Source organism: Halomonas lysinitropha, from assembly GCF_902500215.1.
GTDB lineage: Bacteria > Pseudomonadota > Gammaproteobacteria > Pseudomonadales > Halomonadaceae > Halomonas > Halomonas lysinitropha.
Genome location: NZ_CABVOU010000021.1, coordinates 43,018 through 62,395, shown reverse-complemented (window position 1 = coordinate 62,395; position 19,378 = coordinate 43,018). Strand labels below are relative to the sequence as shown.

The following is a 19,378-nucleotide window of genomic DNA, read 5'->3' as shown; positions in this document are numbered from 1 at the left end:
ACACCGGGGAAGATAATCGAATAGCTTGCGCAATTTCGTGAGCCCGATGATCCAAGCTGGCTATGGCAGTACCTTCGAAACATTGCGATTCCACCCAGCCTGCCAGCTGCTTCTCCAAGGGCGTGTCAGGAGTCGCGTAATGGCTATGAGTACAAAACTTTATCGCTTAAAAGAGTGGCTGACGATTGAGGATGCCGCTTCGCATCTGTCTGCTTTGCTATCAGAGCAAGTGGCTCCCAAAGATGTATTGCAGCTCGCGTTGGAACGACACTTGAAGCTCTCTGTATTATTTCTAGCTCCGACTTACGCTAGGCGAGGTCAACTTGACAGCCTGATGAGAACAGAAGTGAAGCTTGTTCCTCCTGATGTTAAATCAGATTCAACAAGCACTCTTGATGAGCGGCTTGAGGAAAAGGCATGGAAAGTTCTTGGTTGGACGTTAGATGAAATCATGTCTTTTGATAGCGAGCTAAAGGAGGCGATAGAAACAGGGTCCTTGAGGGTTATACCGCTACGCTCGGAAATTTATAGTGATAGATATGTAGGTTGGCATAATGATTTTTTCGAGATTGAGGGGGTGTGGGATTTGCCGTTGATGGCCGGTGAACGTGCTGATGTTAAGAAGCTGTATCAAGAAATGATTGGTGGATATACTTTGGAACTTTTTCAACCAGAAGAAGCAGCTTGGGTGGAGCGAGATAGCGTCATCTGTACGTTGTATGAAGATCCTACTGCCAAGATCAATGAACCAAAGCACGCAATATGCGAAGTAAGTTCGGGTTATTTTATGTTAGACCATTATGCGAAAGGCGCTGATAACTTGATCGAAAGCAAGTGCTTGCCTAAAGAAAGCAAGATAGTCGTTCGACGTCAGAATCTTGATCGCTTCATTGAAAGCTTGGAAGAGTTGGGCCCGACAAAGGATTTCGAAGGCGAGGAAAAACGCTTATTGGAAGTCTTTGGCATGTTGGTGGAGTTGTATGCCAGCGAACATGGCCATGGTTACTGGCATGGAGGTCGTCCAAACATGTCGCGCATCGTTCAAGACATGCTCGATTCGATGCCCGATGATGTAACGAACATGGGCAACCGAAAGCTGCAGGATGTCGTGAGCCATGCACTCAAGGCGTGGGAAGCCAAGAAGCGCCGATAATTGCAATGTGCATTTCGCACCTGCAACCCACCTGACTGGGGATCAGCCACCCTGCAAGCGTCAACCCACAAGAGCCACGTGGAGGCGCTGCAATGACCACCAAGCAAACCGATCCCAGCAACATTCTGGCCAGTGCATTGGCCCGCTACCGCGACGGCTTCGATCCCGCACTGATCGAGCTGCCTGAAGCGGCCGTCTTCCCCCATCTCATCCCCGCGCAGCCGCCCACGGCGCGCAAGGCGCGCACGACCGGCAGCTTGCTCGGTCGTCCGGCACCGCGATTCGTTAAGCGTGGCCGGTCCGTGCGCTATCGCCTGAAAGACGTACTCGAGTGGCTGGAGGCGGCGGAAAGTGTTGCCTCGACCGCTGAAGCAGGGAGGGCATCCTCATGAACTCTATTACTGAACAAGATCGGCTCCCGGTTCACAACCCGCATCGTGTCATCCAGCAAGCGGCCGCGGAGATCTTCCTGCGCCGCCAGGGTGGCCAGTTCGTCGTGAATTGCCGTCACTGCCGCTGTGTCACGATTCCGACGCACTTCTTCCAGGCCGCGTATTGGTGCCGGTACAACCGTATCAGGCGGGTCCTGGAATTGCTTTCCCTTGTCGGCTGCTCCAGGGCTGACCAGAAGGCGATTGCTGCGCGTTGCGCACGGCTGCTGGGGTCTTGGCGGGCCGCGGCTCGCAGCGCCATTCGCGAGGCGAAGGAGGGCCGGGCATGAAGAAGCTAGGAAACATGGGGCGAGTGGCCAGCATGGGCGATTTCACCACCACCGCAAACGAGATGTCCCAGATGTCCCGACTGTCCCGGCCCAGCAAGGACAAGGTTCACAGCCGGGACACCACCGGGCCACAGGCACCTGCGCTCTGTCCCGCACAGGACGAAGCCTTCACCGTAAGCGACAACGTGATGGGGTATGAGGAGGACCCTAACCAGAAAGCCGACGGCGCATCGGAGCGGGTCAGGGAACCCCGGCGTCCGACCTTCACCACTTATATGACCCGCACCCGGTATGGGCTGCCGGGGCTGTACTACCACGGCCAGCGCCAGCCCAGGAGTGGCCATGACCCCGAGCCGTATGATGTGTGGGTATGCAGCCCCATCGAGTGCTTGGCCGCGACCCACGATGAACGTGGCGAAAATCATGGCCTGCTGCTGCGCTTCAAGCCGCTCTACGGCCCCTGGCGCCAGTGGGCCATGCCGCTGAGGTTACTCAAGGGTAGCGGCGAGGAACTGCGCGGCGAACTGCTGGACATGGGGGTTCGGATCAACCCCGACGCCCAGAAGCTGCTTAACAAGTGGTTGGCCCGGTCTACCCCCGAGAACAGTGTGATCGCGGCAAGCCGTGTCGGCTGGCACACCTTGGAGGAAGGGCGTGCTTTCGTGATGCCCAGGCGGACCATTGCGCCAGCTACCCTGGCGAGCGACATCACCTTCCAGTCCGAATTCGCCACCCAGGACGATTTCGCGACTGCCAGCACCCTGGATTGCTGGCGCGACAAGATCGGTGTCTTGTGTCGCGGCAACCCGATTCTGGTACTGGCCGTTTCCACGGCCTTGGCTGGGCCGTTACTGGAGCTGGTCCATCGCCATTCTGCCGGCATCCATCTGGTGGGGGACTCGTCCAATGGCAAGACCACGGCGCTGAAGGTGGCGGCGAGCGTCTGGGGCGGTCCCGACTTCATGCGTACCTGGCGAGCGACCGGCAATGGGTTGGAAGGTATCGCCGCGGCGCTGAGTGATACCGCCCTGGTGCTGGACGAGATAGGCGAAGCCGATGGCGGGGAGATCGGCGCGACCATCTACGCATTGTTCAATGGCACCGGCAAGACACGCGCCAGCCGCAGCGGTACCGTCCGGCGCCCACACCGCTGGCGTATCGCCCTTTTGAGTAGCGGCGAGCACACCCTGGCTGCCCACATGAGCGAGGCAGGGAAACGCCCCAAGGCTGGACAGAGCATTCGCCTGCTGGATGTCCCGGCCAAGCGCCAGCACGGGGCCTTCGACAATCTGCATCACCTGGCGGATGGCCGCGCCTTCGCGGACCATCTCCAGAGCCAGGTGGACTACCACTACGGCCATGTTGGGCCCGCCTTCATCGAGCAACTGGTACACGATGACATCGACTTGGCCGGCGAGGTGGACCGTTTCGCTCGAGATCCTGATTTCACCGCCACGACCCGATTGCAAGGTCGTGCCGCCAAGACGCTAGCACTGATCGCCCTGGCCGGCGAGCAGGCCACGCGGTATGGGCTGACCGGCTGGAAGGAGGGTGAGGCGCTGGCGGCAGCCATCCAGGCTTTCACCGCCTGGAAGGCCGGGCAGGGAAGCGTGCAGACCGAGCACGAGCAAATTCTGGACAAGGTGCGCAGTTTCATCGAGCGACACGGAGACGCCCGGTTCAGCAGCTTGAAAAGCAACTCAGTACCGGTACGTGATCGCGCTGGCTGGTGGCGCGATGAAGACAAGGGGCGGGTCTATCTGTTCAATAACACCGCCATGCGCGAAGCGCTGGATGGTTTCGACCTGCGCCGCGGGCTGGACGCCCTGGAGACTGCCGGCTGGATTGCCGAGCGAGAAGAGGGTGTTCGGTCGGTGCGCATGCGGATTGATGGCAGGCGCGCCCGCGTGTATGCGATCCGCCCAATTGATGACGTGGAGGCATCTGAGTGAGTCATCTTGTTTTGATGACCTGCTTAGTGGCTTTTCTGCGGCAAGCGGGACAGGGGTTACGGCCCCTGGTCCCGCTCATGTCCCGCCTGACCCCCCGTGACTGAGCCATCGGGACATAGGGGACAGGCGGGACACCAGCATCAGAGGCGGGGCGATTCAGAATCCAACACGTCCAGGGCTGCCGCCTATGAGGTGGAGCCGCTGGAGCGGGTGTTCGACAACGTTCAGCAGCTTGATTGGCGGGGCTGTGGGGCGACTAGAGCGCCGAATCACGACAGCGATGAGAGCAGTTGCAGTTGATCCGTCGGCTCATGTTGCCTTGATCAAACGAACCATTTTCCCGTTTCCATCCAGCCCTTGATCCGCTCCGGCAGCTGTTTGAGGTCCGCGCCCTCCGTGACCTTGACCTGCATGCTTTGCGCCCGCTTGAGGTTAGTGTCGCGGTGCTCCTTGCTACCGAAGGTGCCGGAGGTCAGCAGAACACGGGTGCCGTAGAGGCCGGCCGACTGCTCCGTCAGGCTGTTGAGCTTGTGGAGCACCTGCTGGTCGCGCTCTTCGACCTTCATCCTTGCGGTCTTGCACTCGAAGATCAGCATGCGATTACGGTGTACCACCAGGCAGTCAAACTCGTTGCGCACATCGCTCTTGCGGCCGGTTTCGTCGAGGATCTGTGCGCTGCAGTGCACGTCCTCGAGGCCGGCATCTCGCGCGCAGTGCCAGGCATACTCCTCAAGCCAGCCCCCGCTGAGATAGAGGGCACCATCCAGGAATGGAAAACGCAGCTCCCGGGGAGCCGATGGTGACCACTCCAGCACGCCGACCTCATTCATCAGCGTCAGCGCCTTCTTCCAGTCCCCACCCGGCGGATGAGAAAGGCTTTGCTGCCAGCCCTGGTCATTGAGTCGTGGGCCCGTCTGACGGTCGCCCTCAAGGATGACCGCCGGCTTGTCACCTTGTGATACCTGGATCAAGTAGTTGAGCTGGCCGGTCAGGCCATCGAGCTCGGCTGCATGGCGGGCAAGGTGCTTGGTCAGGGCCTTGCGGGAACGCGCCTGTTCCTGCCATGCAGCTTCATCCGAGGCGCTCCGCAGGAGGCGCTTGCCATTGGCGTGCAGGTAGAGATTGGCATCCAGCACCGACTCGATTGCCTCGCTGCGAAAGCTGTCCGGCTGCAGTTCGGCACCCATATGATAGATGCAGCCGGTATCCGAGTTCGTGTAGATCATCTCGGCGTCACAACAGCGCATCGCCTCCTGGAAGAGCAGCGCCATCAGCTTGGTGCCCCCGGTCAGGTCATAGGTGATCGCCAGCCCAGGATCGGCGGACTTGCTGGCCTCCAATTCATCAGCCAGGGCAAAGGCGTACTGACTGATGGCCTGCGGCTCGGTGTCCGGCAGTCCCTTCCTGACTTGAATGTCGGTGCCGGCAGGCAACTGATCCTTCAGCAGCAGGTGAAGCCTCTCCGCGGCCTCGGTCATTCGCTCACTGGCCACCAGGCAGACTCGCTCGGGCTTAAGTTGCAGCAGGGGGATCAGATTGGCCTCGGGTCGGCCGGTCACCAGGGTGATGTGCAACTGGGGCATGTGGTGGGTCCTTTGCTGAAATTCGGCGCGTCCGTCTGTCGGCCCATAGAGGCCGCGTGTGTTCACAGCCTATCGGATAGCCGAAGAATACCGAAGCGTTCTAACCGTGCCCCGTAGTGAGCCATCAATTCCGCCGTCAACTCACAACCTCTCAGCTCCACCGGGAGGTTCAGGCTGAGGTGCCAGTAGTCGGCTCCCTTGGCGGTGATGTCCGCAGCGATGTGGATCGGCAGCGTGCCGATGACGATGTCGCCGGCGGTGACTTCCCGCGGATCGAGATGGACGTGGTAGTGGTCCACGTCGATGCCCTGCTGGAGCAGCCACTCAAGGGCCCCGGGGTGACGGCTGACAAAGAAGGTGGTCACGTCCATGTCGTCTCCGTCGGCAGCGAAAGGTGGCGAGATGGCGCCATTCTGCTCGGCGCTGAAACGTGTGTGCGCCACGAAAATTTGTCCTCCGCATCTTGGCGACTCGTGCCGGCAAGATGACGTCTTCCTTCAGTCACGCCCAGGAGGCGTCCATGACCGGCAAGACGGCAGCCTCTGGTTCATCCACAAACCATTTCGTGGCGATGCCCAGCTCCGTCGAACTGCTGGCCATGGCCTGGCAGGACGTCGTGGCCTGTGCGGCAGAAGTGGGGATCGACGCGGAGGCGCTGCGTGGCTGTTTGCCGGCGCCAGGCTGTCTGCTCAAGGGGCGCGAGGTGCCGGTGATCGACAAGGCCTACCGCCATAGCTGCAGTGTCTTGCTGCATATCAATCGTCTGCCGGGGGGAGACGAGTGGCCGTTCCTGCGCTTTTCCACCTTCAAGCATGGCGGGGTCGTTCGCGACTTCAACGGCTTTCGCTGGTGGCGCGGCCACCTCGCCGGTGGCTCCGGCGCGGTAGGTGTCTCGCCCCTGGTGATGCGTGACCCGGGGTACGCAGTGGAGCAGCGGCGTCGTGAGGATGCCGAGCGACAGGTTCGCTTTCGGCGATGGAGTGACCATTGGGAGCGCGCCTTGCCGATGATGGCGCACCACCCCTGGTTGGACAGGCGCCTCGCCGGCCAGGCTAATGAGGCATTGCTGGCGCGTATCGATCTGCGCGTGAAGAGCAACTTTCGGGGCGGCACCGTGATGGCTGCGCTGCAGCATGCCAAGAATGGCCTCGTCGGCTACCAGCTGCTGCATCTCGATTCGCGAGACGCTTTTCGCGGCGATCTCAAGCGGCTTTGTCTACCTCATGAGGGGGCCAGTGTCGGCAGCTACGTGACGATACGCGCCCAGGGCGGTCGCCAAGCCGCCAGACAGCTGCCCACCGCCATCTGCGAGGGGCTGGTCACGGGCCTGAGCCTGGCGCTGGTCTGGCCGGGAGAGATCCGCGTGGCCCTGCATGCCGGCAACCTGGCCAGCGTTCGGCAAAGCCTCCAAGGCCCCGTTGTCTTTTTTCACGACCAGGATGTCTGGAAACCTCGGGCAGGAAATGTCGGCATGGATAAAGCCCGGGCGGCCATGCAGCCCGGCGACAGACTTTGTGGCCCCGTCTTCGCTGCCGGCAGCCTCGAGCACCGGCCGACCGACTTCAACGACCTGCTCTGCCTGGAAGGAAGAGAGACGCTGCACAGGCAGGTGGTGGCCACGCTTTCCGGCATAACGGGAGCCGGTGGCGTTGCTGACCTGGCTGCTTGCCTATGACATCAGCGGCGAAGGTCATCGGCGTCGTTGTCGGCGAACCCTGCGAGGGCTCGCAGAGGGCTACCAGAAATCGGATTTTTTGCCAGACAGGGGAGCATCGCAAGTTGACCGGGAACAGGTAGCAGATGGCCTGACTGACTTTGGCGAGGAACCTGCCCATACAGTCGTGCGTAGTTAAAGAAAGCGCGTCTCGTATTGACCTGCTGGCTATGCCGGCTCAGGATAATTGATGAGGCAACTGGCTCTTTAAAAACAAGATAATTTACCGGGTAGGATGTTTTCTCAACTTTCCTGAACCCCAAGGCATTAAGACTCGCCTTCGAGCGGGAACGTGACCATCGGGGCACTCGGAAGCTTTCCCTGATCTCCAAGGGATTAAGACACCCAATATCCGCCGCATAGGCTGACGAGCAGGGCTCGGAACCTTTCCCTGATCTCCAAGGGATTAAGACCTGCCCTTTGATCGTCTTGCTGTCGCTGTTCGCTCGGAACCTTTTCCTGACCCTCAAGGGATTAAGACAGCGGCGGGCCACCGGCAGCGCCACGGGTCTCGCTCGGAAACTTTCCCTGATCCTCCAGGGATTAAGACTCCTTCAACCGCTTCATCTGGATACGATTTTCCCTCGGAACCTTTCCCTGACCTCTAAGGGATTAAGACGCCTGGACGGCTTCCAGCGCCGCGTTGTACTCCTCGTAACCTTTCCCTGATCTCCAAGGGATTAAGACATTCAAAAGCCATGATGATTCTCCAATGCGGTTCTCGGGACCGTTCCCTGATCTCCAAGGGATTAAGACTACGCACGCCACCACGCGGCACGAGCGAGCTTGCTCGGAACCTTTCCCTGATCTCCAAGGGATTAAGACGTTGCGCCATTCGGTCAGGGTCTGCGGAAAATCTCGGAACCTTTCCCTGATCTCCAAGGGATTAAGACGTTTTCGGCCCGGAGCCTTTGCGCGCCTTGCTGCTCGGAACCTTTCCCTGACTTCCAAGGGATTAAGACCCGTGAGCAACATGGTGATACGCGCAGTAGGCCTCGTAACCTTTCCCTGACCTCCAAGGGATTAAGACGTTTCCTGCTCATACGCCTCGGCGTGGGCCTTGCTCGGAACCTTTCCCTGATCTCCAAGGGATTTATCGTCAGTACCTTTTCCTTATTGAACACTGGAGAGACGATATGGGATACCACCACGATCGCCCAGTCGTAGGGCTAAAATTACCCAAGGGATACACGGTGCAGAACATCCTTACGATCAACGGTCGGAGTTATCGGGCTGTCCGGGGACAGTGGTGTGGCACTATCCGGCATAGTGCGACACTCGCAGCGGAGGATGCGTGGATCCACTTCAATCGAAGAAACTTTCCCGAGTCATCCGGAGATTAAGAGCGGGGATCTTGGTGGAGTTTGTGATTTCTATATTTGCACTTTCGAATAATACAAAGTTCCATGAAACGCCTCAAATTGTGCTCGGATTAGACCATGTTCTGCAAGATGCCTTTGAGGCGGCTGAATCGGCTCTAAATCAGGTAAGGTCACGGCAGCGAAAATTTGCGTACGGCCATGGACGTGCTGCCTCGGGCTAGGCTAATGCCAGTTCGAATAACAAGGGGCACACCATGGCCGACGAACATGATGACGATTTTCCTCCTTCTCCTTCAGTCATGCCCTATGTGCCGTTCTGGGCCGATGAGAAGCAGGTGGTGAGCAACAACACCGGCTACGGCTACGAGGGCAGTGAGAACTTTGAGCATGACGACACGGGTGGCTTGATGAACCTTTCCGGCTGTGCCGACGACATGCTGACCGCCCTGGCAGAGCACGAGGACTGGCAGGAAGGCTATGACTATTGAAGGGGATGGCAACTGATGTCCGCAGCACGGAATGGGCGTAGGGTGGGTTTGCACATACAAGATTTTCGACAGGGAGCGTCGATGTCAGCGCAAGTCTTGGTCGCCGTCACCGGCATGACTCCTCAGGTAGTGACCGAAACCCTCTACGGCCTTGCCGAGAGAGAGGCGCCTTGGCCGGACAGGGTGAAGATCATCACCACCCGCAAGGGGGCCGACGTTGTCAGCCGTGGCCTGTTCGACGAGGGCCACCTGGCGGCTCTCTGCCGCGAGCTGGGCAGACCGACCCTCAACCGTGACAACGTCGAGATCCTGATGGTGCCCGATGCCAACGGCTGTCCCGTGGACGATGCACGTACCCTCGAGGATCACGAGGCCCTGGCCGATTTCATCATGGACACCGTGCGCCAGCTCACCGCTGACGACGCAAGCGTGGTGCACGCCTCGATAGCCGGCGGCCGCAAGACCATGACCTTCTATCTCGGCTACGCCATGAGCCTGTTCGGCCGACCCCAGGACCGCATGTCCCACGTGCTGGTCAGCGAAGGCTACGAAGGCCTGCCTGACTTCTACTATCCGACCCGTGAGCCGCGCGAGATCCATGACCGCTTTGGCAACGTCCTGGACGCCCGCGATGCGCGTGTCAGCCTGGCCGACATCCCCTTCATTCGTCAGCGTGACCAGCTGCCCGACATGCTGCGTAGCCAGGGGGAGGGCGTCAGCTTTCGCAAGCTGGTGGATCTGATCAACCTCGGCACGCATCCCCAGGAGATCCGCATCGAGCTTCACGACGCCGCCATGCGCCTGGACATCTTCGAGCAGCAGCGGTGGGTGGAGTCGATCACGTTTTCCAGCCGCTTCGACTGGAGCTGGTACCAGATCGTCGCCGAGGCAACTCGCCAACTCGATGGCAGCCTGCGTCGGCTCGCCACCGAGGAAGATGGCGGTCATGCCCTGGGCTGGCAAATGCTGATTCAGCTCAGCCACAGCTTGGGGCTGCCACTCGACCACCCCGATGACTACCGGGCACAGGTCCGCGACTGGCTCGATGGTCACGAGGCCACCCTGGAAGCCGCAGGCATCCGCCTCGGCGACTTCGAGTCGAGCATGTGGCTCGGACTGGACGTCAGCCAGGTGACCTATCGTATCAATCGCCGCCTCAAGGAGGCGCTGCCGGAGGCTCTTGCCAGCTACCTGAAGATCGAGCAGATGTTCGATTCCCGGAGCGGCGAGCATAGGGGCAAACGCACCCGCGGTGGCGGCTATGCCATCAACCTGTCGCCCGGCCAGATTCGACGGGTCGATTGATGGCCGACCGCCACGCCAGGCAGAACGACAACGCTATGCAGGGAGTACCCATGTCCACACCCTTACCCCCCGTTCCCACGGGCCGGCAGCGGCGACTGGAGGCGCAGTTCCTGGTCACCACGCCCATGTTCATCGGCGATGCGACCCAGCAGGCTGCTTCCATTCGCCCACCATCCCTCAAGGGTGCCCTGCGCTTCTGGTGGCGTGCCCTGCAGTGGCCGCGCCTTTATCAAGAGGAGGGGGCGACGGCGCTGAAGCGCCTGCATCATGAGGAGGCGGAGCTCTTCGGCCTGGCGGCGAAGAAGGATGCCCAGGGCCACGAGGTGGGCGGCCAGGCCAGGGTAACGCTGCGCGTGGAGAGCGCTGATGTTGAGGTTGGCCGGCCTCATATAACAGAAAAGTCCTCATTGCCTTACCTTCTAGGCTTGGGCCTATTTCAACCGGGTAAACCACCGAAAGGGGGTGTTAAGCGCAGTGCCATACAGCCCGGAGGTTGCTTTACCTTGGTCCTGATTGGCCGACCCGGTCGCAACGGCCCAACCGACGCCCAGTGGCAGAGCTTGGAGGAGGCGCTGCTGGTCTTCGGCCTGCTGGGCGGGCAAGGGTCACGAGCACGCAAGGGGTTGGGGTCGGTCAGCCTGCAGGCTTTGAAAGGCGGTGCCTTGCAGGCTCCGCAGACTGCCGAGGCGTATCGGCAGGTTATTTCAGGGCTGCTAGGGAACCTGCCGCTGGAAGGGAATTCACTTCCTCCCTTTACCGCCTTCTCCGGTCTGACTCGGCTAGATATTTCTCTTCAAGGCGATGCTCCCTCCCCCTTGTTGGAGTACCTGGGCAACGAAATGCAGCTCTATCGCGGCTTTGGGCGTAACGACATGGTCAATGGTCAGCCCGCCGAAAAGAATTTCAGTGACGATCATGATCAGATGCATCGAGTAGCTAAGGGAGAGAAACCCCTCAGAGCGCCGGAGAGGGTTATTTTTGGCTTACCTCATAATTACTTCTTCTCCAGTGACGGGGCTAAGTTGGATATTTCGACTCAGAGCTCGGGTGATCGACGCGCCTCGCCTTTATTCATCCATGTCCACCAACTGCCCAGTGGCGAATGTCTGGCCACGCAATTGGTGATGCCGGCGGTTTTCTTACCAGCCACTGAGTCTGGCCTCAAGTTCAAAGCAGGTAAGGGGCGGCCTGAAATCCTGCCCCTATCCACTAAAGACATCGACTGGTCGGTCCTGCACGGTTTGCTTGATCGCTTCGAACAGCGCAGCACCCTGTTGTCCCCTTCAACCCAACAACCCCGGGAGGCGCAGGCATGAGCGATGGTAACGAACGCTATTTCCATCTCACCTTGGGCCCTGTGCAGGGCTTCGTGGCTCAGGCAAGGCGCACTCGGGATTTCTGGGCAGGCTCTTTCCTTCTGTCATGGCTGGCCGGCGTCGCCATGCAAGCCGTCAAGCATCAAGGAGGCGAGGTACAGTTCCCGGAGCCTGACCAGGATTTCCTGGCGGCAATGTGTGGCGAGGCGACGAGTCATCCCCCCCAGCAAGGCAGCCTGCCCAACCGCTTCAAGGCCCTGGGCGCCAGGGTTGACCAGGATTTCGAAGCCGGCCGCGTGGTAGCCGAGGTGACGCGAGCCTGGGAAGCCCTGGCCGAGCATGTCTGGAAGACCGATCTGGAGCCCTTTCTCCAGGCCATGGGCGACACCCAGTATCAGGCCACTCGAGAGATCTGGCAGCGCCAGGTGAACCGGTTCTGGGAGATTAACTGGGTAGTGACCAATGACGCGTCGGCCGAGCAATTACTCGAGCGTCGCAAGAACTGGCGCAGCCACTGGCCAGCGGAGGAGGGTGGCATCACCTGCATGATGATGGCCGCCCAACAAGAGCTTTCCGGCCAATCGTTTCCGGATGCCGAACGTCTCAAGGCGTTCTGGCAACCGCTGCGTCAGGCAATGAAGGCGGGTGATACTGACCTGAGAGAAGGGGAAATACTCTCGGCACTGGCATTCATCAAGCGCCGCTTCGTGCGCCATTTCCCCGCTTTTAGCCATCGCCTGAACGATCGGACCGATGCACCAACCCTCAAGGGGTGGGAGCTGGCCTTTAGCGTGCCATCGGTCATGCATTTGGCCGCGCTGCCCTGGTTGATGAAGCTGCTGGCCGCTGGCCGAGACGATCCGGAGGTGGCCACGGCGTTACGCGAGCAGTTCGAGCGTGGTGAAGCGGCGTTGGGTCGACCAGAGGCGGCCTCGATACTGCCCGGCCTCGGAGAGGCCCTGCAGCAGGCGGACATGGCGCCAAGGCTGGCCGGGGTGGACCCCTCGATCTTCTTCTCGTCAGTACTGGAGAACCCGCAACGCTTCGACGACAGCGAATTGGCCAGCCATGACGTGGAGCGCTTGCAGAGCGGCCTGAACATGCTGCGACACGCCTCAGGCCTGGGTGAACCCGCCCCCTTCTATGCCATCTTGATGATGGATGGCGACAGCCTGGGGAGCCAGCTCAGTGAGCCGAGCAAGCAGCGCCCCATCTCGCGAGCCTTGAACGCCTTCACCCAGGGTGTCCCCGAGCGGGTCGCTGCCCATCACGGCTTTCTGGTCTACGCCGGAGGTGACGACGTGCTGGCGCTGCTACCGGTGACCGAGGCTTTGTCCTGCGCGGCGACGCTTCGCGACTTCTATGCGGATTGCTTCCAGACAGAGGCGAGCAAGGCATCGCTGTCGATCACCACGTCTCTCTCTGGGGCGTTGCTCTATTGTCATATCCGGCGCCCTCTGACCGGCGTTCTGCAGGATGCCCATGCCCTGCTGGACGAGGTAGCCAAGGAGGCGACCGGGCGCGATGCCATTGCCGTAAGGGTCTGGCAGCCGGGTGGTATACACCTGACGTGGGCCCAGCCCTGGGAGACGGCACTGCGCCATGACGGCGCCTCGCAGGAGCTTGCTATCGAACGCATCGCCCGACGCTTCCGCGAGCAGGACGAGGCACGCTTCACCAACAAATTTTTGTTCCGGGTGCGGGCACTGGGCGAGCGCTTACCCTTGCTCATGGAAGACGGGGCGCAGCGCGGCCTGCTGGCAAGCCTGGTGCGCGCCGAACTGTTGCACTCGGGGCTCGAGCTCAAGCACTTCGGCGATGCGGCCCTCGACCAGCTGGTTCATGACCTCCTGGAACAGGCGGTGCCGGTTACTCGGCAGTTGGATAGTGCCGGTCGCAGCCAGTTGAAGGCCTCGGCCAGCCTGAATCCCGACACCTTCAAGTTGGTACGTTTTCTGGCCCGGGAAGGGAGGATCGAGCGATGAGCAAGCAACTGACCTGCTGGCGGTTCCATGCTGTCGACAGCTGGTTCTTCCGCGAAACCCGCGCCCACGATGCGGTGGGGGTCAGTGAACTCTCCAGTGTGTTTCCACCGCCGGCACGCACCCTGATGGGTGCAATACGGACGTGGCTTGGCGATCAACTCGGGGTGGACTGGAGCGCCTTCTCCAGGGGGGAAGCGCAACCGTCACTGCAGTCGCTCCTCGGTGATGCCGACCACCTGGGTGAATTATCTCTGGCGGTGGTAGTGCTGCGCCATGGTGGCGAGACCCTGTGGCCGTGTCCTGCCGATGTGATGCTCGGTGAGCATGACGGCAAGGTTCAGGTATCGCGGCTGGTGCCGGGTAGTGCGGTGGAATCCGACCTGGGCCGGGTAGCATTGCCCACGGTGGCGGCCGGTACCCCTTTAGGCAGCAAGGTGGTGGAGGGCGCCTGGTTGACTGCCGAGGGGATGATGACCTGGCTCGAGGGTGGCGTGCCGACGGTCGAGCAGATCGTGACACTGGACGCTCTGGTCGAGGAAGAGCCTCGCCTGGGCATTGGTCGCGACAATCGCAGTGGCACGGTAAAGCCGGGGTTGTTGTACCAGACCCGCCACCTGCGCCTGCGCGACGAATCGACCTGCGTCGAGGCCTGGGTGAGCGGGGTACCTGGAACCGTGATCCGCGATGCCACATCACAGCAGACGCTGCGCCTGGGCGGGGAAGGGCGTATGGCTAGTGTCAACTTGAGCGAGGAAGCGCGCCTTCCGTTACCCGAGTCCGTGCACGGCAAGGGCGAGCGCCTGGCGCTCTGGCTGATTGCGCCAGCCCTGATTGCCGAAGCTGATGCCAGCAGCGGCTTGCCCGGTTTCATGCCCATAACCACTGCGGATGGCCTGGATGTCTGGGAGGGCGACATTGAGGGAGTGGCGCTGCGCCTGGTGTCAAGTTGTCGTCCTCGCGCCTTCCGCGAGGGCGGCTGGGATCAGCGCCTTCGTCGCCCACGTCCCGTGCGCAGCTACCTGGCGCCGGGCACTGTGTTGTTTTGCGAGATTCGCGACGATACCCCCATGGGGCAAGCCCTCGAGCGGCTGAACGGTTCCCAGATTGGCGCTGACGGTGACTGGGGCAAGGGGCGAATACTGGCGTCGGCCATTGACTGGCCCGACCCCAATCCCTGAATCATCTTTCGGCTGCCCCCTCTATACGATTTCAATCGCCCGGGCCGGACACCGGGCGGAGACCAGGAGAACACCATGTCTCAGCTTTCTCATCGCTTACTCGGCTTGACGGCACAGACCCCCTTGCATGCGGGCTCTGGTAGTGCCGATGACGTCATCGACTTACCTATCCAGCGGGAGGCCCATAGTGACTGGCCGTGCGTCTTCGGCTCTTCCGTGAAGGGCGCCTTGCGGGCCCACGCCGAGGGCAACGGCCTCGACGCCAAGCTGGCCCAGGCCGTGTTCGGGCCGGACACGGCCAACGCCTCGGTGCATGCCGGCAGTCTGCTGGTCAGTGATGCCCGGCTGGCGCTCTTGCCAGTGCGTTCGCTGACCAGCCATTTTCGCTGGGTAACCTGTCCCTCCCTGCTGCGGCGTCTGGGTCGCGATCTTCAGCGCCTGGGTCTGGTAGAGGCCCTTCCCGCGGTGCCGGAAGTCGAGAGCGAGCAGGCGCTAGTGGCCAAAAGCCAGTCAGGCGGTGAAGAACTCTACCTCGAAGAATTCCGCTTCAGCCAGGTTGTGGCGGATCTTGCCGGTTGGCTCGATGTGTTCGAGCGCCTCTGCGGCAAGGAGGATTATCAGAAGGAACTCAGGCAACAGCTCACACTGGTCGACGACGATAGCTTCCGCCACCTGTGCCGCAGTGCGCTGCCGATGCAGCCGCATATCCGGCTGGACAGCGAGACTAAGACGGTGGCGGCGGGGGCGCTATGGTACGAGGAAAACCTGTCTCCGGAGACCGTGCTGTATGTCTGCTTGAGTGCCCAACCCTCGCGCTATGACGCCATCGACAAGAGTGCTGATGCACTGATGTCGGAACTGCTCGACGGCTTGTTCATCGAGCGACCCTGGCTGCAGGTGGGCGGCAACGAGACCGTGGGGATGGGGTGGTGTCGTGTTGAGGTGGTGAAGGAGGCGATGGCATGAGCATTCGACAGGTCAGCGTCACGCGCAAGAGTGGTGCTTCACAAGGCCCCGCTGAGGCTGACAAGGCAAGTGGCAAGACCAGCCCCCACCAGCTGGTCGAGCAGGCCCGAGCCGCCCATGCCCTGGCCTGGATACAGTCGGCCCAGGCCAACGGTGACATCAAGCAAAGCGAGCTGAAGAGCTTCACTCGGCGCCTGCCCGGCATGATCCAGGTGAATGGCTTCGGTCAGGCCATGGCGTTCTATTATGCCAAGCGCAGCAAGTCGGCCGCTTACCAGGCAGTGTATGGCCTCGTGGAAACCTGGCTGTGCGGCCCCCATGAGCACCAGCAAACGACGGGGACGCCCCTCTTTGCCGCCCACGCCCAGACTACACCGGCGCTGTTGACGGCCATCACTGCGGAGAACCAGCAATGTTATCGCCATGCTCAGGCGGAGACCCAGGCGCTGCTGCGCTGGGCGAAAAAGTTTGCCGAGGCACTGGTCAAGGACGATGAGGTGCCGGAATGACATGCCACGATAACGATCCGCTGCAAGGGGGCTGCCGATGATCCCACTCTACGACGGCCACAGCCGCGACGCGCAGAGCACGCGCCCCGTGGAGGGCCATGCCGGCCTCTGGTTCGAGCGTTTCTTCAACCAGTATTCACAAAACTGGAGCGTCGAGGACACGGGCAAACGGGATTTCCTGCATTCTCTGCTAGGCCATCATGGCAATGAGCAGCGCCGGAGCGAGGGCAGTAGCTGTGTCGGTTACGCGCCTGCCTTGCAGCGCCAGACCGAACGCTTGGCGAGTCTCGCCGAGAGCCTGGGGGGCGTGACCTTTGCCCGGCAATCCAGCTGGCATTTCGCCACGGGCCTGGGCAGCCCGCACCCGGTCGAGAACGGACTCAGTTGGCACCCGGTACTCGGAACGCCCTATCTGCCGGGCAGTGCGGTGAAGGGTCTCGCTCGAGCCTGGCTGGAGCTCAACGACTATCCCGCTGAGATTCGCAAGCAACTCTTCGGCAGCGACGACAAGGATCCCTTGTCAGCGCAAAGCTTCGCCGGCGAACCCGAGCTGGTGGCCGGCCGGGTCATCTTCTTCGATGCCTTGCCGCTGGAGCCGGTCAGCCTCACCCTCGACACCATGACGCCGCACATGGGCAAATGGTACGAGCAGGGTGCCGCCCAGCCTGGACGAGCCGAGACTGTCCCGGCCGACTGGCACGCGCCGATCCCGGTGCCCTTTCTGGTGGCGCGCAGTATTGTGTTGCAGTTCGCCGTGGCACCGCGCAGCAAGGCGGACGAGCCGCTGGTCGAGGTGGCGAAGCAAGCCCTCGAGGCCGCGCTTGCCAACCTGGGCGCCGGGGCCAGGACCGCTGCCGGGTATGGCGCCTTCGTCGAGCTCGATGAAGAGCAGCAGAGGACTCAGGACAAACGTCGCCAGGAGCGGGCACGCGAGGAAGCCGAACGTGCTGAACAGAGCGCCCTGGCCTCATTGAGCGAGTCGCGACGCCTTCTGCTGGAGCTGCAGCAACAGGCCGAGTTGCCCGCCAACCAGCAAGCCGGCAGCGGCGCCGACTTCCACCGTCAAATTGGTGAGGCCCTGAAGGCAGCCAAGGAGTGGCCGAAAGAGGACCGACTGGCCCTGGCCAATTTCGCCCGCGGCTTCTTCAAGACGTACGGCAGCAAGAACCGTCAGAAGGAGATGAAGCCCTTGATCAACGAACTACTGGTTGACGAATGAGCCTTGCCCTGTCCGACAGCCTGCCCATCGCTCGCTACCGGTTTACCCTCAGGACCGAGGCGCCGCTGATGGTGGCCGAGTACCCCGGCTCCATGCTGCGCGGTGCCTTCGGCCATGGCCTGAAATCGGTTAGCTGTCTGACCGACCTGCCCCATTGCGGTGAGTGCCCGATGCGTGATGCTTGCCGGTATCCGGCGCTGTTCGAGCCGCGCCCCGGGCCGGAACAGTCGCGATTTCCCGATATTCCCGCTCCCTATATCTTGGAAGCCGATAATCAGCAAAACCGCCAGCTTGCCGCCGGGGAGTCCTGGAGCTTCCACATGGTGCTGTTCGGCTCAGCTATCGACCAGTTGTCCGTCATCATCATGGCCTGGCAACGGGCAGCGACCCAGGGGCTCGGCAAGGGCAAGGCGCGGTGCCGGCTCGAGCAGGTTGAATGGCTCTCGCCAAACGGCGATGTCCAGACAATCTTCCATGAGCATTCGCCCCGCGTGGTCCCACACGAGGCGCACTTGAGTATTCCGGCGCTCACATCAGGACGCGAGGTGACCATGGAGCTGCTGTCACCCACCCGCATCCAGTCGGGCGGTAAACTCCGCCAAGGCAGCGAGCTCACTGGGCCTATCGTGTTGCATGCCCTGGCGCGAAAGATCGAGCTCTATGCCGGCAGCTACTGGGGCGCGACATGGAAGCGACCTACGATCCCGGAAGACCTCGAACTCACCGAGACAACCCGGATGCAGCAGTGGCAGCGCTACTCTAGCCGACAGCGACAGGCCATGAGTCTCAATGGCTTGGTGGGTACGTTGCAGCTCTCGGGATCTCTTGACCAGTGGCTCCCCTGGCTGTGGCTGGGCCAATATACCCACCTCGGTAAGAACACCAGTTTCGGACTGGGGCAGTATCGATTGGAGCAAACTGACCAGGCTGTCCAGCAGGCAACCAATGATATGGCTGAGGAATGTACCACCTCTTGATCCGGACACCTTACCTTGACCTGCATCGCACCTCGGCTCAGGATTCCTGTTAAGGCAACATGCTCTTTAATAACGAGAAACGTTATCATATGGGATCTTGTTGCAAGCAGCTGGTCATAAATTAGCCAACTTTTTGGTTAAAAAACGACCACCCTTGAGCACAAGGTAACCATTTGAAAACCTTGAGATATTTTTGAAGTTGGACTCCGAACCCTTCCCTGAACTCCAAGGGATTAAGACCGATCGGCATGACCGACATGACAAGCTGATGCCTCCGAACCCTTCCCTGAACTCCAAGGGATTAAGACCTGCTCTGAGCTCGTCACGGTAGTTCTCCGCGCTCCGAACCCTTCCCTGAACTCCAAGGGATTAAGACAGACGTATCAAGACACTGCAGACAGTGTGTACCCTCCGAACCCTTCCCTGAACTCCAAGGGATTAAGACGTTGTGCTCCTGGCTATTAGGCGATGATAGGTGCTCCGAACCCTTCCCTGAACTCCAAGGGATTAAGACAGGTCAGGCTTCTTGGCTTGCTCGGTGAGCTCCCTCCGAACCCTTCCCTGAACTCCAAGGGATTAAGACGTGTCCCCGTACTAAAGCTCAGTTCGATATTATCCTTCGACCCCTTCCCTGATCTCCAAGGGATTAAGACACGTCGGCGACGGCGTTGACGAACCTGTTGTCCTCCAAAGCCTTCCCTGATCTCCAAGGGATTAAGACTTGCTCCAAGGGAGACTTGTCGCCATGCTCGCACTCCAAAGCCTTCCCTGATCTCCAAGGGATTAAGACGGTTACTCGGAGTCGACCAGCTTGGCGTGCTGGCTCCGAAGCCTTCCCTGATCTCTAAGGGATTAAGACCGCTTAGCAGCGAACTCGGCGTCCTTCTTCTCCTCCGAAGCCTTCCCTGACCTCCAAGGGATTAAGATTCAAAAGCGTTGGCACAGTTAGGCATCACGCGGCTCCGAAGCCTTCTCTGATCTCCAAGGGAT

At 60.8% G+C, this 19,378-nt stretch carries 16 protein-coding genes; 14 read left to right on the top strand and 2 right to left on the bottom strand.

The window, feature by feature from the left end; translation table 11 throughout:
- The first annotated feature begins 139 nt into the window (after positions 1-139).
- The 4 genes from HALO32_RS03515 (at position 140) to HALO32_RS03500 (ending at position 3,826) form a co-directional block, all read left to right on the top strand.
- On the top strand, positions 140-1,153 hold the full coding sequence (locus HALO32_RS03515) for a hypothetical protein (protein WP_151442419.1): 1,014 nt from the start codon (positions 140-142) through the stop codon (positions 1,151-1,153).
- Positions 1,154-1,245: 92 nt separating this feature from the next.
- The gene (locus HALO32_RS03510; protein WP_151442418.1) at positions 1,246-1,545 is read left to right on the top strand and encodes a hypothetical protein; all 300 of its coding nucleotides are present in this window, start codon (positions 1,246-1,248) and stop codon (positions 1,543-1,545) included.
- Positions 1,542-1,874 (top strand): hypothetical protein, encoded by a 333-nt coding sequence (locus tag HALO32_RS03505; RefSeq protein ID WP_151442417.1) that lies wholly within the window; start codon positions 1,542-1,544, stop codon positions 1,872-1,874. The genes HALO32_RS03510 and HALO32_RS03505 overlap by 4 nt, the downstream gene beginning before the upstream one ends.
- Positions 1,871-3,826: a DUF927 domain-containing protein gene (locus HALO32_RS03500; RefSeq protein ID WP_151442416.1), complete on the top strand. Its 1,956-nt coding sequence runs from the start codon at positions 1,871-1,873 to the stop codon at positions 3,824-3,826. Before HALO32_RS03505 ends, HALO32_RS03500 begins: the two co-directional genes overlap by 4 nt.
- Before the next feature lie 323 nt (positions 3,827-4,149).
- Here the strand turns inward: HALO32_RS03500 and HALO32_RS03495 are convergent, their stop codons facing one another.
- Entirely contained in the window at positions 4,150-5,409 is a 1,260-nt protein-coding gene (locus HALO32_RS03495; RefSeq protein ID WP_151442415.1) for a Card1-like endonuclease domain-containing protein, read from the bottom strand.
- 62 nt (positions 5,410-5,471) lie between these two features.
- Positions 5,472-5,852, bottom strand: a complete 381-nt coding sequence (gene csx16 / locus HALO32_RS03490; protein ID WP_225809714.1) for a CRISPR-associated protein Csx16 — start codon at positions 5,850-5,852, stop codon at positions 5,472-5,474.
- A gap of 77 nt (positions 5,853-5,929) precedes the next feature.
- Here csx16 and HALO32_RS03485 point away from each other — a divergent pair, with 77 nt between their 5' ends.
- From HALO32_RS03485 to cas6, 10 genes are all read left to right on the top strand, one after another.
- Positions 5,930-7,084: a hypothetical protein gene (locus tag HALO32_RS03485; protein WP_151442414.1), complete on the top strand. Its 1,155-nt coding sequence runs from the start codon at positions 5,930-5,932 to the stop codon at positions 7,082-7,084.
- Positions 7,085-8,699: 1,615 nt separating this feature from the next.
- Positions 8,700-8,933, top strand: coding sequence for a hypothetical protein (locus HALO32_RS03480; RefSeq protein ID WP_151442413.1), 234 nt, complete (start codon positions 8,700-8,702; stop codon positions 8,931-8,933).
- Positions 8,934-9,014: 81 nt separating this feature from the next.
- The gene (csm6, locus tag HALO32_RS03475) at positions 9,015-10,238 is read left to right on the top strand and encodes a CRISPR-associated ring nuclease Csm6 (RefSeq protein WP_192576425.1); all 1,224 of its coding nucleotides are present in this window, start codon (positions 9,015-9,017) and stop codon (positions 10,236-10,238) included.
- A gap of 50 nt (positions 10,239-10,288) precedes the next feature.
- Positions 10,289-11,554 (top strand): type III-B CRISPR module RAMP protein Cmr1, encoded by a 1,266-nt coding sequence (cmr1, locus tag HALO32_RS03470; protein ID WP_192576424.1) that lies wholly within the window; start codon positions 10,289-10,291, stop codon positions 11,552-11,554.
- The gene (cas10, locus tag HALO32_RS03465; RefSeq protein ID WP_151442410.1) at positions 11,551-13,539 is read left to right on the top strand and encodes a type III-B CRISPR-associated protein Cas10/Cmr2; all 1,989 of its coding nucleotides are present in this window, start codon (positions 11,551-11,553) and stop codon (positions 13,537-13,539) included. The genes cmr1 and cas10 overlap by 4 nt, the downstream gene beginning before the upstream one ends.
- Entirely contained in the window at positions 13,536-14,717 is a 1,182-nt protein-coding gene (locus tag HALO32_RS03460; protein ID WP_151442409.1) for a type III-B CRISPR module-associated Cmr3 family protein, read from the top strand. Before cas10 ends, HALO32_RS03460 begins: the two co-directional genes overlap by 4 nt.
- Positions 14,718-14,792: 75 nt before the next feature.
- Positions 14,793-15,683 (top strand): type III-B CRISPR module RAMP protein Cmr4, encoded by an 891-nt coding sequence (cmr4, locus tag HALO32_RS03455; protein ID WP_151442408.1) that lies wholly within the window; start codon positions 14,793-14,795, stop codon positions 15,681-15,683.
- Entirely contained in the window at positions 15,680-16,192 is a 513-nt protein-coding gene (cmr5, locus tag HALO32_RS03450; RefSeq protein WP_151442407.1) for a type III-B CRISPR module-associated protein Cmr5, read from the top strand. Before cmr4 ends, cmr5 begins: the two co-directional genes overlap by 4 nt.
- Before the next feature lie 37 nt (positions 16,193-16,229).
- Positions 16,230-17,411 carry a type III-B CRISPR module RAMP protein Cmr6 gene (gene cmr6, locus HALO32_RS03445; RefSeq protein WP_151442406.1) on the top strand — a complete coding sequence of 394 codons (1,182 nt, stop codon included), beginning with the start codon at positions 16,230-16,232 and terminating at the stop codon, positions 17,409-17,411.
- Entirely contained in the window at positions 17,408-18,388 is a 981-nt protein-coding gene (gene cas6 / locus HALO32_RS03440; RefSeq protein WP_151442405.1) for a CRISPR system precrRNA processing endoribonuclease RAMP protein Cas6, read from the top strand. Before cmr6 ends, cas6 begins: the two co-directional genes overlap by 4 nt.
- Positions 18,389-19,378 lie beyond the last annotated feature (990 nt).

Coding starts and splice junctions, on each gene's coding strand:
- HALO32_RS03510 (WP_151442418.1), top strand. CDS start 1,246: ATGACCACCAAGCAAACCGATCCCAGCAACATTCTGGCCAGTGCATTG.
- cmr1 (WP_192576424.1), top strand. CDS start 10,289: ATGTCCACACCCTTACCCCCCGTTCCCACGGGCCGGCAGCGGCGACTG.
- cmr4 (WP_151442408.1), top strand. CDS start 14,793: ATGTCTCAGCTTTCTCATCGCTTACTCGGCTTGACGGCACAGACCCCC.
- HALO32_RS03495 (WP_151442415.1), bottom strand. CDS start 5,409: ATGCCCCAGTTGCACATCACCCTGGTGACCGGCCGACCCGAGGCCAAT.
- cmr6 (WP_151442406.1), top strand. CDS start 16,230: ATGATCCCACTCTACGACGGCCACAGCCGCGACGCGCAGAGCACGCGC.
- cas10 (WP_151442410.1), top strand. CDS start 11,551: ATGAGCGATGGTAACGAACGCTATTTCCATCTCACCTTGGGCCCTGTG.
- HALO32_RS03460 (WP_151442409.1), top strand. CDS start 13,536: ATGAGCAAGCAACTGACCTGCTGGCGGTTCCATGCTGTCGACAGCTGG.
- HALO32_RS03505 (WP_151442417.1), top strand. CDS start 1,542: ATGAACTCTATTACTGAACAAGATCGGCTCCCGGTTCACAACCCGCAT.
- HALO32_RS03515 (WP_151442419.1), top strand. CDS start 140: ATGGCTATGAGTACAAAACTTTATCGCTTAAAAGAGTGGCTGACGATT.
- cas6 (WP_151442405.1), top strand. CDS start 17,408: ATGAGCCTTGCCCTGTCCGACAGCCTGCCCATCGCTCGCTACCGGTTT.
- csm6 (WP_192576425.1), top strand. CDS start 9,015: ATGTCAGCGCAAGTCTTGGTCGCCGTCACCGGCATGACTCCTCAGGTA.
- HALO32_RS03480 (WP_151442413.1), top strand. CDS start 8,700: ATGGCCGACGAACATGATGACGATTTTCCTCCTTCTCCTTCAGTCATG.
- cmr5 (WP_151442407.1), top strand. CDS start 15,680: ATGAGCATTCGACAGGTCAGCGTCACGCGCAAGAGTGGTGCTTCACAA.
- HALO32_RS03500 (WP_151442416.1), top strand. CDS start 1,871: ATGAAGAAGCTAGGAAACATGGGGCGAGTGGCCAGCATGGGCGATTTC.
- HALO32_RS03485 (WP_151442414.1), top strand. CDS start 5,930: ATGACCGGCAAGACGGCAGCCTCTGGTTCATCCACAAACCATTTCGTG.